Raw genomic sequence first — 12,931 nt, forward strand, 5'->3', positions numbered from 1 at the left:
CTCATGCAGGAGATGAGCATGCACGCAGGCGAGGCGGCCGTCACCGCGGAACTCGTGCGCGGCCTGGTGCGCGCGCGGTTCCCCGAGTGGGACGGGCTGCCGGTGGTCCCCCTCGTATCCTCGTCCGGCACGGTCAACGCGATCTTCCGGCTGGGCGACACCATGTACGTCCGCCTTCCGCGCCTCAAGGGCGGCGTGAAGGGCCTGCTCAAGGAGCAGGAGTGGCTTCCGCGCCTCGCGCCGCACCTGTCCGTCCCCGTGCCGGACCTCCTCGGCCGCGGCACGCCCAGCGACGACTTCCCCTGGCCCTGGTCGATCCACCGCTGGCTGGACGGCACGCACCCCGCGCCGCACGCCGACCTGGCCCTTGACCTGGCCGAATTCGTCGAGTCCATGCGGCGCGTCCCGTACACCGGAGGCCCGCCGTCCTATCGCGGCGGCTCGCTGGCCATGGTGGACGCCGCGACGCGCGAGGCCATCGCCACCCTCGAACCCGACCTCGACACCGCCCAGGCCACCGCGCTCTGGTCCGAGTCCCTCAACGCCCCCGCCTGGGACGGCCCGCCGACCTGGGCGCACTCGGACCTCCTCCCGGCCAACCTGCTGGTCCGGGACGGCCGCCTCAGCGGCGTCCTCGACTTCGGCACGGTCGGCATGGGCGACCCGGCGTGCGACCTGATGCCCGCCTGGGCCGTCCTCTCCGCAGAGGCCCGCGAGGTCTTCAGGGAGAAGCTCGCCCCGGACGACGCCACATGGCAGCGCGGCCGCGGCTGGGCCTTCTCCATGGCGCTGCTCGGTTTGCCCTACTACCGCGAGACCAACCCGCCCTTCGCCGAAATGTGCCGCCGGACGATCGAAGCGATCACAACCACGAGTAGTTCGCGTCGGTGATCCCCGGCGCCGCCGCGTCCGGCACAGGGGACGTCGGGGACGGAAGCGACGCCAACCGCGCCGCTACGGGTGGGTAGAGCGAGAGGCCCACGGTGTCCCGGTAGGGCAGCCAGACGATCTCGCCGGAATCATGGCCGTCGTCGTCCTCTTCGGTGGCCAGAGTCCGGCGGACGTCGGCGGTGATGTGGAGGCGGTAGACCAGATGGAGCTTGCGCGGCGATGGCGTGGGCCCCGGGCGCGTGACCATCTGGTCGACGACCCACAGGAGTTGGGGCGGGGTCGCGTCGTCCAGGTCGAGGGCCAGCTCTTCGGCGAGTTCGCGGCGGAGGGCGGACGGCAGGTCCTCGGCGGGTTCGACGTTGCCGCCCGGGAGCGAGTGCAGGACGGCGCCCGCGCGGGGGCGGCGGATGAGGGCCACCTCGTCGCCGTGGAAGACGAGGGCGCCGACGCGGAGCTTGATGCGGTGGAACTCGGGCATCAGGGGTGGCCTGGGGTTATGAGGGCGGTTTCGTAGGCGACGATGATCGCCTGGGCGCGGTCGCGGAGGTCGAGCTTGGAGAGGATGCGGGCCACGTGGGTCTTCACGGTGGCCTCGCTCAGGTGCAGGTGGGCGGCGAGTTCGGCGTTGGTGTGGCCGCGGGCGAGGAGGCGGAGGACCTCCAGCTCGCGGGTGGTCAGCGGGGTGAGGTCGCGGTGCAGGGCTGCGGTGGTGTCGGGGCGGGTGGCGAAGCGCTCGACCAGGCGGCGGGTGATGGCCGGGGCGAGCAGGGCGTCGCCGGTGCGGACGAGGCGGACGGCGGCGGCGAGGTGCTCGGGCGAGACGTCCTTGAGCAGGAAGCCGCTGGCGCCGGCGGCGAGCGCGGCGTAGACGTAGCGGTCCAGGTCGAAGGTGGTCAGCATGATCACGCGCGGCGGGTCGTCGGCGGCCAGGACGCGGCGGGTGGCGGTCAGGCCGTCCAGGCCGGGCATCTGGATGTCCATCAGGACGACGTCGGGGCGCAGCGCGCGGACGGCCTCGACCGCGCGGGCGCCGTCCTCGACCTCGGCGACCACGTCGATGCCGGCGGCGGTGAGGATCATGCCGAAGCCGGTGCGGACGAGGGCCTGGTCGTCGGCGATGACGACCCGCGGCGCGGGGGCCGGCGGCGCGGGCGGCGGGCCCGGCGGCGGGCCGGACGGCGGGGCGGTCACCGGGCCGCCGGGAAGACGGCGCGGACGCGGTAGCCGCCGAGGTGCGGGCCGGCCTCCAGGGTGCCGCCGTAGACGGCGAGGCGCTCGCGCAGGCCGATGAGGCCGCGGCCGCTGCCGGAGTGCGCGGACGCGCCGCCCCCGGTGTCGGTGATCGCGATCGTGAGGGCGTCCGGGGCGTGCTCGATCGCGATGGCGACGCGGGCGCCCTCGGCATGCTTGACGGTGTTGGTCAGCGACTCCTGGACGACCCGGTACGCCGCCAGGTCCATGCCCTCGGGCAGGTCGGACGGCACCCCGCTGACGGTCAGGTCGACCTTCACGCCGGTCGCGCGGACGCGGTCGGCGAGCGCCGGGACCTGCGCCAGTCCGGGGCGCGGCGCGAGGTCGGCCTCGTCGGGCTCGCCGTCCATGGTGAGCAGGTTCATCACGTGCCGCAGCTCCGTCATCGCCGAGCGCCCGCCGGACTCGACGGCGCGCAGCGCGGCCTCGGCCCGGTCCGGTTCGTCCCGCAGGACCATGCGGGCGGCGCCCGCCTGAACGACCATCACGCTCACATTGTGGGTCACGACGTCGTGGAGTTCCTGCGCGATGCGCGCGCGTTCGCGCTCGACGGCCTGGCGCGTGGCCGCCTCGCGTTCGCGTTCCAGCACGCGGACGCGCTGCTGCCAGGTATGGACGGCGTTCGCGACGAGCCCGACCGGGATCAGCGCGAGGAAGCCGAGGAGACCGGGACGCAGCTGCGGCAGCAGGGCGTGCCGGAACGTCACGGTCAGCACGGCGACAGCGAGCGCGCTCGCGATGGCCGCCCGGTGGTAGCGGCTGTAGAGGACGGCGCTGTACGCGGCGATCACGCAGGACGCGAAGGTGAACGCCGAGTCGAGCGGCGGCCCCCAGTGGTACATCAGGGTCGCGATGCTGACCGTCCACAGCGCGGCGAGCGGGTACCGGCGGCGGACGACCAGGGGCAGCGCCGTCATGACCGCGAGCAGCAGGTGCAGGGCCATCGACGCGTCGCTGAGCGCGACGTGTTCCGTGCCGGGCATATACGGGCCCGGTTGACCGGGCGGCGGGGGCAGGGGCGGCAACGGCGGCAGGGGGCCCGGGCCTGGGCCTGGGCCTGGGCCCGGGGGGCCGGTCTGGTCGAGGTTGGGCGTGGCCGCGACGTCCGAGACGTGCAGGGTGCCGTTCACGGTGGCGGCGGCGAGCAGCAGCGCCAGCGCCACGTCCGCCGCGAAGGCCCAGCGGGACAGGCGGGGCGGCGGGACGGCGGTCGCGCGCAGCACGGCGCGCCACCGGTCCCGGAGAGCGGATCCCATCACGCCGCAATCCTCGCAAAACGCCAGGTGCCCGAACATCCTCCGCGGGACGCCCCGGACCCGCCACGCGGACTACATCGCGCGGATGACCCCGCCGCCGGTTCGCCCGCCCGGACGACCCGACCCCATCAGCGCGGCCGACGCGCCGGACGGCCCGCGCTTCCTAGCGTCGGGGCGATCCCCAGACGACGAGGAGAAACGCCGTGATCGAGATCCGCGCGGTGACGAAGTCCTATGACGGCAGGCCCGCCCTGGACGACCTGACGCTGAGCGTGGCGGCGGGCGAGGCGCTGGCCGTGCTCGGCGCGTCCGGCAGCGGCAAGTCGACGCTGCTCAACCTGGTCGCGGGCCTGGACCGGCCGACCGGCGGCACGGTCACGGTCGCCGGGACGCGGGTGGACGACCTGTCCGAGACCGCGCTCGCGAGGTACCGCCGGGCCCGGGTCGGGATGGTCTTCCAGTTCTTCAACCTGCTGGACGACCTGACCGTCCTGGACAACGTGCTGCTGCCCGCCCAGCTCTCGCGCACCCCGCGCCGCGCGGCCCGCGACCGCGCCGAGGAGCTGCTCGGCAAGCTCGGCGTGCTCCGGCACGCGAGGGCGTTCCCCGGCCGGCTGTCGGGCGGCGAGCGGCAGCGCGTCGCGGTCGCCCGCGCGCTGATGAACCGGCCGCCGCTGCTGCTCGCGGACGAGCCGACCGGCGCGCTCGACACCGCGTCCGCCGCGGACGTCCGGGACCTGCTGGCCGAGCTGAACGCCGAGGGGCAGACGATGCTGCTGGTCACGCACGACACCGCGCTCGCCGCGGCGTGCGCGACCCGGACGATCGAGCTGGCCGACGGCCGCGTCACCCGGATGGTGACCCGGTGAGCGCGCTCGGCCGGATCGTCCGCTCGGGCGTCGCGCGCAAGCGGGTGCAGACGCTCGTGCTGACGCTGACGACGATGCTGGCGGTGACCGCGTCGGTGCTCGCGGCGGGGCTGGTCGTGGCGTCCCAAGGGCCGTTCGACCACGCCTTCGGACGGCAGCACGGCGCGCACCTCACCGCGCGGTTCGACGGGGGCCGCGCGACGCCGGAGCAGCTCGCCGCCACCGTCCACGCGCCCGGCGTGACGGCCGCCAGTGGCCCGTTCGCGGTGGTGACGCTGCGCCCGAGCTTCACGGTCGACGGCGACACCCCGTCCGCTCCCCCGATGACCATCGCCGGACGCGCCGACCCGCACGGCACCGTCGACTCGATGGACCTCCTCGAAGGCCGCTGGGCGACCGCCCGGGGCGAGATCGTGCTGGACGGCGACCACGGCGCGCCCGTCCCGATCGGCGAGAAGGTCACCTTCCCGGAGGCGCCCGGCCGCCCGACCCTGCGCGTGGTCGGACGCGCCCGCTCGATCGGCCGGAGCGCGGACGCATGGGTCGTCCCGGCGCAGGCCGCGGCGCTGACCACGCACCCCGAGTACGAGGTGCTCTACCGGTTCAAGGACGCGGCGACCGGCGCGCAGATCAAGGCCGACCGCGCCGCGATCGCCGCCGCCGCGCCGCGCGGCTCGCTGACCGGCGCGGGCTCCTACCTGGAGATCCGGCACGCCGCGCAGCGGGAGACCGCGACGTTCGTCCCGTTCATCGTCGCGTTCGGGGTGCTGGCGCTCGCGATGTCGGTGCTGACGATCGGCGTGGTGGTGAACGCGGCCGTCGCCGCCGCGACGCACCGGATCGGCGTGCTGAAGTCGCTCGGCTTCACGCCGTCGCAGGTCGTGACCGGTTACGTCGGCAAGGCGCTGATCCCGGCCGCGATCGGGACGGCCCTGGGCGTCGTGTTCGGGAACGTGCTGGCCGTCCCGGCGATGAGCGAGCAGGGCCGGGCCTACCAGACCGGGTCCCGGTCGATCGCGCCGTGGATCGACGTCGCGGTGGCCGCTGCCGCGCTCGCCGCCGTCGCGTTCACCGCGCTGCTGCCCGCGCTCCGCGCCGGACGGCTGCGCGCGGCGGAGGCGATCGCGATCGGCCGTGCGCCGCGTCCTGGCCGGGGACGGGCCGTCCGGCGGCTGCTCGGCCGGCTGCCGCTGCCGCGCGCGCTGAGCCTCGGTCTCGCCGCTCCGTTCGCGCGTCCGGCCCGGTCAGTGGCGATGGGCCTGGCGCTGATGCTCGGCACGGCGGCCGTCGCGTTCGGGACCGGCCTCGCGCTGTCGCTCAACGCCATCCAGGACGGCCTGAACAAGGACACGCCCGGAACCGTCGTCGCGCACACCTTCGGACGCACCCAGTTCCAAGGCCCCCCACCCCAGAACAGCGGCCCGCAGAACGGCGCACCTCCCCAGAACGGTGCACCTCCGCAGAACGGCGGGCCGAACCCGCTGCCGAACGGCTCCCAGCCTCCGGGCGGGAGCGGGAGCGGGAGCGGGCGTGATCCGCGGCTGCCGCAGGCGGCGGACCCGGCGGCCGTCGCGCGGACGATCGCGGCGCAGGCGGGAACCCGGCGGTACTTCGGCATGTCCACCGCCGAGGTCGGCGTCGCCGGGCTGACCAGGGCCGCCACCCTGATCGCCTACACCGGGGACGCGTCGTGGGGCTCGTTCCAGCTGGTCTCCGGGCGCTGGTTCAAGGGCGAGGGCGAGGCGGTCGCGCCGTCCGGGCTGCTCAAGGCGGCCGGGGCGCGGGTCGGCGACACGCTCACGCTCACCAACGCCGGGCGGACGGCCCGCGTCCGGATCGTCGGCGAGGTCCTGCTGCTGCGCGAGGACGGCATGGACGTCCTGACCGACACGGCGTCCCTCACACCGCTCCGGATGAACCTCGACCCGGGGATGACCGAGTTCGAGATCGACCTCAAGGACGGCACCGACGCGCACGCCTACGCGACCGCGCTGGACGGCGCGCTGCAGAAGATCGGCGCCTCCGCGGAGCGGACGAACCGGCAGCTGAGCGCCACGGTCATCGCCATGGACGGCCTCGCCGGCATGCTCACCGCGCTGCTCGTCGCGGTCGCGGGGCTCGGCGTGCTCAACACGGTCGTGCTGGACACCCGCGAGCGGGTGCACGACCTCGGCGTCCTCAAGGCGCTCGGGATGGCGCCGCGGCAGGTCGTCTCCATGATCATCACGACGGTCGGGCTGGTCGGGCTGTGCTTCGCGGCGGCCGGCATCCCGCTCGGCATCGCGATCCACGCGGCCGTCCTGCCGCTGATGGGCAAGGCCGCCGGGACCGGCATCCCGGAGGCCGACCTGGCCGTCTACCACGTGCCGCAGCTGGCCGTCCTGCTGCTCGGCGGCGTGCTGATCGCGGTGGCGGGCGCCCTGCTCCCCGCCGGCTGGGCCGCCAGGACCCGCACCTCCACCGCCCTCCGCACCGAATGAACCGGACGCGGGCGGATCAGGGCCAGCGGTAGGGAGTGTCGGCGGGCGGGATGTGGTGGGGCAGGTAGCACATGGTGGTCACGTGCTCGTCCTTGCAGGTCAGGCAGAGGTAGGTGCGGTGGCCGCGCAGCCCCCGCCCGCGCTCCAGGACCGGCGGGCACCCGCACGGGGACCAGCCGACGATCACGCGGCCGGGCCCCAGGCGGTGCCCGCGCGGGCACAGGAACGGCACGTGCTCGGTCGTCACACCGAACACTCTAGTCGAACATACGATCGAACATGAGCGGCGGGCCCGTTCCGGCCGACCACCCCGCGCACATGAGCGGCGGATCCGCTCCGGCCAACCATCCGGGCACGCAAGCGGCGGGCCCGTTCCGGCCATCCGGAACGGGCCCGCCGCTCGATCGGTCGCGCGTCAGCGCTTCCACGCCGGGTCGCGGCCGGACAGCGCGAGGGCGCGGTCGAAGACCGGCGCGGACGCGTCGATCTCGACCGGGTCGGCGAACCCGTCGTACTTGCGGTAGATCTCGGCGTTCTCCTCCACCACCGAGAGCACGAACGCGGCGGCCTCCGGGGAGACCTCGAACCGCTGGCCGGTGGACGCCGCGACGTCCCACCCGTGCACGGCCATCTCCTTGATCACCATGCCCGCGATGGACGCCGCCGGGACGGACATCTCGCCGAGGTCGATGTCCCCTTCCCAGACCGCCGGGTCGGCCCAGGCGGCCACCGCCCGGTCGAGCTGCGCGGCGTAGGACTCGGCCCAGTCCGCCTCGGCGGTGAAGTCGCGGTTCACCAGCTCGTCCGGCAGGGCCTCGCGGCGCGCGCGGTGCTCCAGGCCGTGCGAGGTGTAGAGGACCCAGTGGTTCACCAGCGTGCGCAGGTCGAAGTCGGCGCAGGTGGTCGGGTCGTCCCAGCGGTCCGCCGGGACGTTCCGGGCGACGCGCGCCGCCTCGGCGGCGCATTCCTTCATGTGGCTGTGCAGGTCCTTCATGCCGTCCAGGCTACGGGCCCGCGACCTCCCGGTTCTTGGAGATTTGCGCCAGATACGCTGGTCAGGTGGTGGAGAACGTGGCACGCGGCGTCCTGTACCCCGGGCGGCACGTGCAGGTCGTCGAGACCGCGCGGCATGACCCGGCCCCGGACGCCGCCCGGTTCGTCGAGCTGTACTGGCACGTGCGGTGGCGGGTGGACGCGCCGCACGACAGCAAGGTCCTGTCGTACCCGAGCGTCCACCTGGTGTTCGAGGAGCCGGAGCCGAAGATCTACGGGGTGGTGCGCGACCTGTTCGTCCGGCGGCTCGAAGGCGAGGGCCAGGTGCTCGGCGTGAAGTTCCACCCGGGCGCCTTCCGGCCGTTCGCGGACGGCCCGGTGAGCGCGTTCACCGACCGGATCGTCCCGGCCGCCGAGGTCTTCGGGCCGGAGGTCGCGGAGGCCGGACGGGCGATCATGGCGAAACGCGACACCGCCGACCTCGCCGGGCTCGCCGAGGAGTTCGTCCGCGCGCGCCTGCCCGAGCCCGACCCGGTCGCCGAGGACGTCGCGGGGATGGTCGAGCGGATCAGCGCGCGCCCGGACCTGTTCCGCGTCGACCAGGCCGCCGAGGCCCTGCACGTCTCCACCCGCACGCTCCAGCGGCTGTTCGCCGAGTACGTCGGCGTGAGTCCCAAATGGGTGATGCGCCGGGCCCGCCTCCAGGAGGCCGCGACCCGCGCGGACGCGGGCGACGCCGTCGACTGGGCCGCGCTCGCCCGCGACCTCGGCTACTTCGACCAGGCCCACCTCGTCCGCGACTTCACCGCCACGGTAGGTGTCCCCCCAGCCCGCTACGCCCGCAGTACTGATTGAGACGTGCTTATTGAGCTTCCGGGCCGCGCCCCTCGCCTAGCGGCAGTGCTTATTTGAGCTTCCGGCTCCGCGCCCCTCGCCTAGCGGCTCGGGGCGCGGCCCGGAAGCTCGTGCGAACGCGGCATCGCTTCGCGATCAACCGCGCGGGACTCGCCTTCGGCTTCGTCCCGCACGCTTGGTAACGCGTTCGCGCCGGTTCAGGTCGCGGGGGGCGGCGGTCGCGGGGGACAGTGGTCTCGGGTCAGTGGTCTCGGGTCAGTGGTCTCGGGTCAGTGGTCTCGGGTGGTTACTAGGGCGGCGAGTTCTCGGAGGCGGACGGCGGCGGAGTCGGTGGGGGTGGCGGCGTCGAGTTCGGTGAGCGCCTCGGTGAGCAGCTCGTCGGCGCGGCGGCGGGCCCAGTCGCGTCCGCCGGCGGCCTCGACCAGCGCGGCGGCGCGGGCGCGCTCGTCGTCGCCGAGCGGACGGTCCTGGTAGTACAGGGCGGCCAGCTCGTCCGCGGCCTTGGTGCCGGAGGTGAGGGCCGCGACGACCGGCAGGGACTTCTTGCGGCTGCGCAGGTCGGAGTGCGCGGCCTTGCCGGTGGCGGACGGGTCGCCCCAGATGCCGAGCAGGTCGTCCACGAGCTGGAAGGCCAGCCCGAGCCGGTGCCCGAACGCGGTGAGCCGCGCCGCCTGCTCCGCCGAGCCGCCGCCGGCGGACGCGCCGAGCCCGCAGGACGCCCCGATCAGCGCGCCGGTCTTCCGCTCGGCCATCCGGACGCATTCGGGCAGGCCGACGTCGGTGCGGCGCTCGAACGCCACGTCGCTGGCCTGGCCCTCGACCAGGTCCAGCACCGCCCGGGACAGCACCCGGACCGCGTCCGGGGACGCGGCGAGCAGCTCCTGCGCGCGGGCGAGCAGCGCGTCCCCGGCGAGGATCGCCGCGCCCGCGCCGAACACGTTCCACGCGGTCGGCCGGTGCCGCCGGGTGAGGTCGCCGTCCATCACGTCGTCGTGCAGCAGCGAGAAGTTGTGCACGAGCTCGACCGCGACGGCGGCGGGCAGCGCGGCGCGCGCCGTGCCGCCCACCGCCTCCGCGCACAGCAGGACCAGCGCCGGGCGCAGCACCTTGCCGCCGTCGGCGCGGGCCGGACGGCCCCGGGCGTCCTCCCATCCGAAGTGGTAGGCCGAGATGCGGGCCATCGAGTCCGGCATGGCCGCGACGGCGGCGCGCAGCTCGGGCTCGATCAGGTCCCGCGCCCACGAGAGCGTCTCGGCCCCCGCGGGCGGTGCCGCCGCGCGGCCGCCCCCGGGCCCGCGCGCCCGCCGCGGGGCGGGCGGCTGGGCGGAACTCGGTTTCGCGGCGGCCTGCATGGTCGCTGCGGCGCGGGTCGGCGCGGGGCGTCGGCGGGGCACGGCGGCCTCCCTGGTGTGGATGCGAGGAACGGGGGTCATCTGCTGACTTCGACGTTCTCCAGCACTCCGAGCGCGTCCGGGACCAGGACGGCGGCGGAGAAGTAGGCGGACACGAGGTAGGACGAGACGGCGCGCTCGTCGATCCCGGTGAAGCGCGCCGACATGCTGGGCTGGATCTCGTCCGGGATGCCGGTGCGGTGCAGCCCGATGACGCCCTGGTCGTCCTCGCCGATCCGCATCGCCAGCACCGAGCTGGTGCCGCGGTCGGTGACCCGGATCTTGTCGCAGGGGAAGATCGGGACGCCGCGCCAGGCGGTCACCCGGCGGCCGAACCGCTCGACCACGCCGGGGTAGACGCCCTGCCGCGTGCACTCGCGCCCGAACGCGGCGATCGTGCGCGGGTGCGCGAGGTAGAACTTGGTGCCCCGGCGGCGGCTGAGCAGGTCGTCCATCGCCTCGGGGGTGGGCGGGCCGGAGCGGGACTGGATCCGCTGCTTCAGGTCGGCGTTGTTGAGCAGCCCGAAGTCGCGGTTGTTGACCAGCTCGTCCTCCTGCTTCTCGCGCAGCGCCTCGGCGGTCAGCCGGAGCTGCTGCTCCAGCTGGTCCATCGGGTGGCTGTACAGGTCGGTGACGCGGGTGTGCACGCGCAGCAGCGTCTGCGCGACGCTCAGCTGGTACTCGCGCGGGGACGGGTCGTAGTCGGCGAACGTGCCGGCCAGGGCGACCTCGCCCTCGTGCCCGGACGCGAGCGCGATCTCGGCCTCGCCCTTGGCGTTGGTCGCGGGCGCGGGCGCGTCCGCGACCGACGCGATGTGCTCGCGCAGCTCCGGGTAGCGGCCCAGCAGCTCGCCGATCTGCTCGTTCGGCAGCACCAGCACGGTCGTCGGGGTGACCGCGCGGTAGGCGTGCTCCCAGGTGCCGGGCGCCGGCAGCAGCGCGGCGTCGCCGAAGTACCGGCCGTCGGCGAGGACGTCCAGCACGATGTCCGCGCCGTACTCGCCGCGGCCGACCTTCTCCACCTTGCCGTGCGCGAGCAGGACGACCCGGTCGACCGGCCCGCCGGGCTCGACGATCACCTCGCCGGGCGCGTACTCGCGCTGCTCGAACCGGCCCGCCGCATCCGCCAGCAGCGCCTCGTCGGAGACGCCCGCCAGCTGCGGCAGCTCGCCGAGCTCGGCCGGGATCACGGCGATGTCGGCGCCGGTGTTGACGAACTCCACGACCCCGTCGCCGACGGTGTGCGCGAGGCGGCGGTTCACCCGGTAGGTGCCGCCCTTGACCTCCACCCAGGGCAGCAGCCGCAGCAGGTAGCGCGGCGTGATGCCCTGCATCATCGGGACGGACTTGGTCGTCGTCGCCAGGTTCCGCGCGGCCCTGGTCGACAGGCTCAGCTGGTGCTCCCCGTTGGACGCGGTGGTCACTGGGCCACCCCGATCTCCACGCTCTCCAGCACGGCGAGCGCGTCCGGCACCAGCACGGCGGCGGAGTAGTAGGCGGAGACGAGGTAGGACATGATCGCCTTCTCGTCGATGTTCATGAACCGCGCGACCAGGCCGGGCTGGACCTCGTCCTTGAGGCCGGTGCGGTGCAGGCCGATCACGCCCTGCGCCTCCTCGCCGGTCCGCATCAGCATGATCGAGCTGGTCCGGGTCTCGCTGACCGGGATCTTGTTGCACGGGAAGATCGGCACGCCGCGCCAGGCCGGGATGTGGTGGCCCTGCACCTCGACCGGCTCGGGGTAGACGCCCTGCCGGCTGCACTCGCGGCCGAACGCGGCGATCGCGCGCGGGTGCGCGAGGAAGAACGCCGGCTCCTTCCAGACCAGGGTGAGCAGCTCGTCCATGTCGTCCGGGGTGGGCGGGCCGCTGCGGGTGTGCACGCGCTGCCGGAGGTCGGCGTTGGCCAGCAGGCCGAAGTCGCGGTTGTTGACCAGCTCGTGCTCCTGCCGCTCGCGCAGCGCCTCGGTGGTCAGCCGCAACTGCTGCTGCACCTGGTCCATCGGGTCGTTGAACAGGTCGGCGACCCGGGTGTGCACCCGCAGGACGGTCTGCGCGACGCTCAGCTCGTACTCGCGCGGCTCGGGCTCGTAGTCGACGAACGTGCCGGGCAGGGCCGGCTCGCCCTCGTGCCCGGCGACCATCGCGATCTCGGCCTCGCCCTCCTCGCTGGCGGCCTTGGGCGGCGCGTCGCGGAACGCCGCGACGTGCGCGCGCAGCTCGTCCGAGCGGTCGGCAAGCTCCTGGAACCGCGCCACGCTCAAGGTCAGCACCGTCGCGGCGGTCACCGCCCGGACGGTGTAGGGCCAGTCGTGCGCGTCCGCGTGCAGCGCGTCGTGCCCGAAGAAGTCGCCGTCGGCCAGGACGCCCTGTACGGCCTCCCCGCCGTACTCGCCGCGGCCGACCTTGGCGAGCTTGCCGTGCGCGATCAGCACGACGGTGTCGGCGGGGCGGCCCTCGGCGGCCACGACCTCGCCGGGCTCGTACTCGTGCTGCTCGAACCGGCCCGCGAGGTCGCCGAGGACCTCCTCGTCCTCGTAGCCGCGCAGCACCGGGAGCTCGCCGAGTTCGAGCGGGATGGGCCGGACGTCGGCCCCCGTCTGCACGAACTCGATCCGGCCGTCCCCGACCGTGTAGGCGAGCCGCCGGTTGACCCGGTACGCGCCGCCCGAGCACTGCACCCACGGGAGCAGCTTGAGCAGCCAGCGCGAGGAGATCCCCTGCATCTGCGGGACGGACTTGGTCGTCGTCGCGAGGTTGCGCGCCGCCGCCGTACCCAGACTCTGCTGTTGCTGTTGGTCGGTCTGCTGTTCGGTCACGCTGGACACCACCGTTCCGGTTCGTGGTCGGCTGCCGAGGGGCGCGGACTGGCGCGCGGCCACCTTGACCGAGGTTTTGCCGGTCGTTGGACCGCGTGCAGCTGTGACATTACCCAGCGTAATCATG

12 protein-coding genes are annotated in these 12,931 nt (G+C 74.3%); 4 read left to right on the forward strand and 8 right to left on the reverse strand.

All coding sequences use genetic code 11. The annotated features are described in order from the left end of the window. Window positions 1–12: 12 nt before the first annotated feature. Window positions 13–891 carry an aminoglycoside phosphotransferase family protein gene (locus tag FHU30_RS00365; protein WP_253869930.1) on the forward strand — a complete coding sequence of 293 codons (879 nt, stop codon included), beginning with the start codon at window positions 13–15 and terminating at the stop codon, window positions 889–891. On the opposite strand, the gene FHU30_RS00370 is transcribed toward FHU30_RS00365, so the two are convergent. The 3 genes from FHU30_RS00370 to FHU30_RS00380 are packed head-to-tail and all read right to left on the reverse strand — an operon-like array spanning window position 863 to window position 3,398. Beyond that, complete coding sequence (locus tag FHU30_RS00370; protein WP_253869933.1) at window positions 863–1,369, reverse strand: NUDIX hydrolase; 507 nt, start codon at window positions 1,367–1,369, stop codon at window positions 863–865. The genes FHU30_RS00365 and FHU30_RS00370 overlap by 29 nt on opposite strands. Continuing rightward, window positions 1,369–2,082 carry a response regulator gene (locus FHU30_RS00375; protein WP_308211130.1) on the reverse strand — a complete coding sequence of 238 codons (714 nt, stop codon included), beginning with the start codon at window positions 2,080–2,082 and terminating at the stop codon, window positions 1,369–1,371. The genes FHU30_RS00370 and FHU30_RS00375 overlap by 1 nt, the downstream gene beginning before the upstream one ends. Continuing rightward, window positions 2,079–3,398 (reverse strand): sensor histidine kinase, encoded by a 1,320-nt coding sequence (locus FHU30_RS00380; protein ID WP_253869936.1) that lies wholly within the window; start codon window positions 3,396–3,398, stop codon window positions 2,079–2,081. The genes FHU30_RS00375 and FHU30_RS00380 overlap by 4 nt, the downstream gene beginning before the upstream one ends. Before the next feature lie 203 nt (window positions 3,399–3,601). On the opposite strand from FHU30_RS00380, the gene FHU30_RS00385 reads away from it, so the two are divergent. Together FHU30_RS00385 and FHU30_RS00390 are read left to right on the forward strand one after the other, a co-directional pair. Further along, on the forward strand, window positions 3,602–4,267 hold the full coding sequence (locus FHU30_RS00385; protein WP_253869939.1) for an ABC transporter ATP-binding protein: 666 nt from the start codon (window positions 3,602–3,604) through the stop codon (window positions 4,265–4,267). Then, window positions 4,264–6,747, forward strand: coding sequence for an ABC transporter permease (locus tag FHU30_RS00390; RefSeq protein WP_253869942.1), 2,484 nt, complete (start codon window positions 4,264–4,266; stop codon window positions 6,745–6,747). Before FHU30_RS00385 ends, FHU30_RS00390 begins: the two co-directional genes overlap by 4 nt. A gap of 16 nt (window positions 6,748–6,763) precedes the next feature. On the opposite strand, the gene FHU30_RS00395 is transcribed toward FHU30_RS00390, so the two are convergent. Together FHU30_RS00395 and FHU30_RS00400 are read right to left on the reverse strand one after the other, a co-directional pair. Continuing rightward, on the reverse strand, window positions 6,764–6,994 hold the full coding sequence (locus FHU30_RS00395) for a hypothetical protein (protein WP_253869945.1): 231 nt from the start codon (window positions 6,992–6,994) through the stop codon (window positions 6,764–6,766). A 168-nt stretch (window positions 6,995–7,162) separates the two neighbouring features. Continuing rightward, window positions 7,163–7,741 (reverse strand): TIGR03086 family metal-binding protein, encoded by a 579-nt coding sequence (locus FHU30_RS00400; protein WP_253869948.1) that lies wholly within the window; start codon window positions 7,739–7,741, stop codon window positions 7,163–7,165. A 65-nt stretch (window positions 7,742–7,806) separates the two neighbouring features. Here FHU30_RS00400 and FHU30_RS00405 point away from each other — a divergent pair, with 65 nt between their 5' ends. Continuing rightward, window positions 7,807–8,595, forward strand: coding sequence for a DUF6597 domain-containing transcriptional factor (locus FHU30_RS00405; RefSeq protein ID WP_253869950.1), 789 nt, complete (start codon window positions 7,807–7,809; stop codon window positions 8,593–8,595). A 269-nt stretch (window positions 8,596–8,864) separates the two neighbouring features. Here FHU30_RS00405 and FHU30_RS00410 read toward each other — a convergent pair whose 3' ends face one another. The 3 genes from FHU30_RS00410 to FHU30_RS00420 are packed head-to-tail and all read right to left on the reverse strand — an operon-like array spanning window position 8,865 to window position 12,804. Next, window positions 8,865–9,989: a family 2 encapsulin nanocompartment cargo protein polyprenyl transferase gene (locus FHU30_RS00410; protein ID WP_253869953.1), complete on the reverse strand. Its 1,125-nt coding sequence runs from the start codon at window positions 9,987–9,989 to the stop codon at window positions 8,865–8,867. Between the two features lie 35 nt (window positions 9,990–10,024). Then, the gene (locus FHU30_RS00415; RefSeq protein ID WP_253869956.1) at window positions 10,025–11,410 is read right to left on the reverse strand and encodes a family 2B encapsulin nanocompartment shell protein; all 1,386 of its coding nucleotides are present in this window, start codon (window positions 11,408–11,410) and stop codon (window positions 10,025–10,027) included. Next, complete coding sequence (locus tag FHU30_RS00420; RefSeq protein WP_253869959.1) at window positions 11,407–12,804, reverse strand: family 2B encapsulin nanocompartment shell protein; 1,398 nt, start codon at window positions 12,802–12,804, stop codon at window positions 11,407–11,409. The genes FHU30_RS00415 and FHU30_RS00420 overlap by 4 nt, the downstream gene beginning before the upstream one ends. Window positions 12,805–12,931 lie beyond the last annotated feature (127 nt).

Source organism: Actinomadura rupiterrae, from assembly GCF_024172125.1.
GTDB lineage: Bacteria > Actinomycetota > Actinomycetes > Streptosporangiales > Streptosporangiaceae > Spirillospora > Spirillospora rupiterrae.

Coding starts and splice junctions, on each gene's coding strand:
- FHU30_RS00365 (WP_253869930.1), top strand. CDS start 13: ATGAGCATGCACGCAGGCGAGGCGGCCGTCACCGCGGAACTCGTGCGC.
- FHU30_RS00370 (WP_253869933.1), bottom strand. CDS start 1,369: ATGCCCGAGTTCCACCGCATCAAGCTCCGCGTCGGCGCCCTCGTCTTC.
- FHU30_RS00380 (WP_253869936.1), bottom strand. CDS start 3,398: ATGGGATCCGCTCTCCGGGACCGGTGGCGCGCCGTGCTGCGCGCGACC.
- FHU30_RS00400 (WP_253869948.1), bottom strand. CDS start 7,741: ATGAAGGACCTGCACAGCCACATGAAGGAATGCGCCGCCGAGGCGGCG.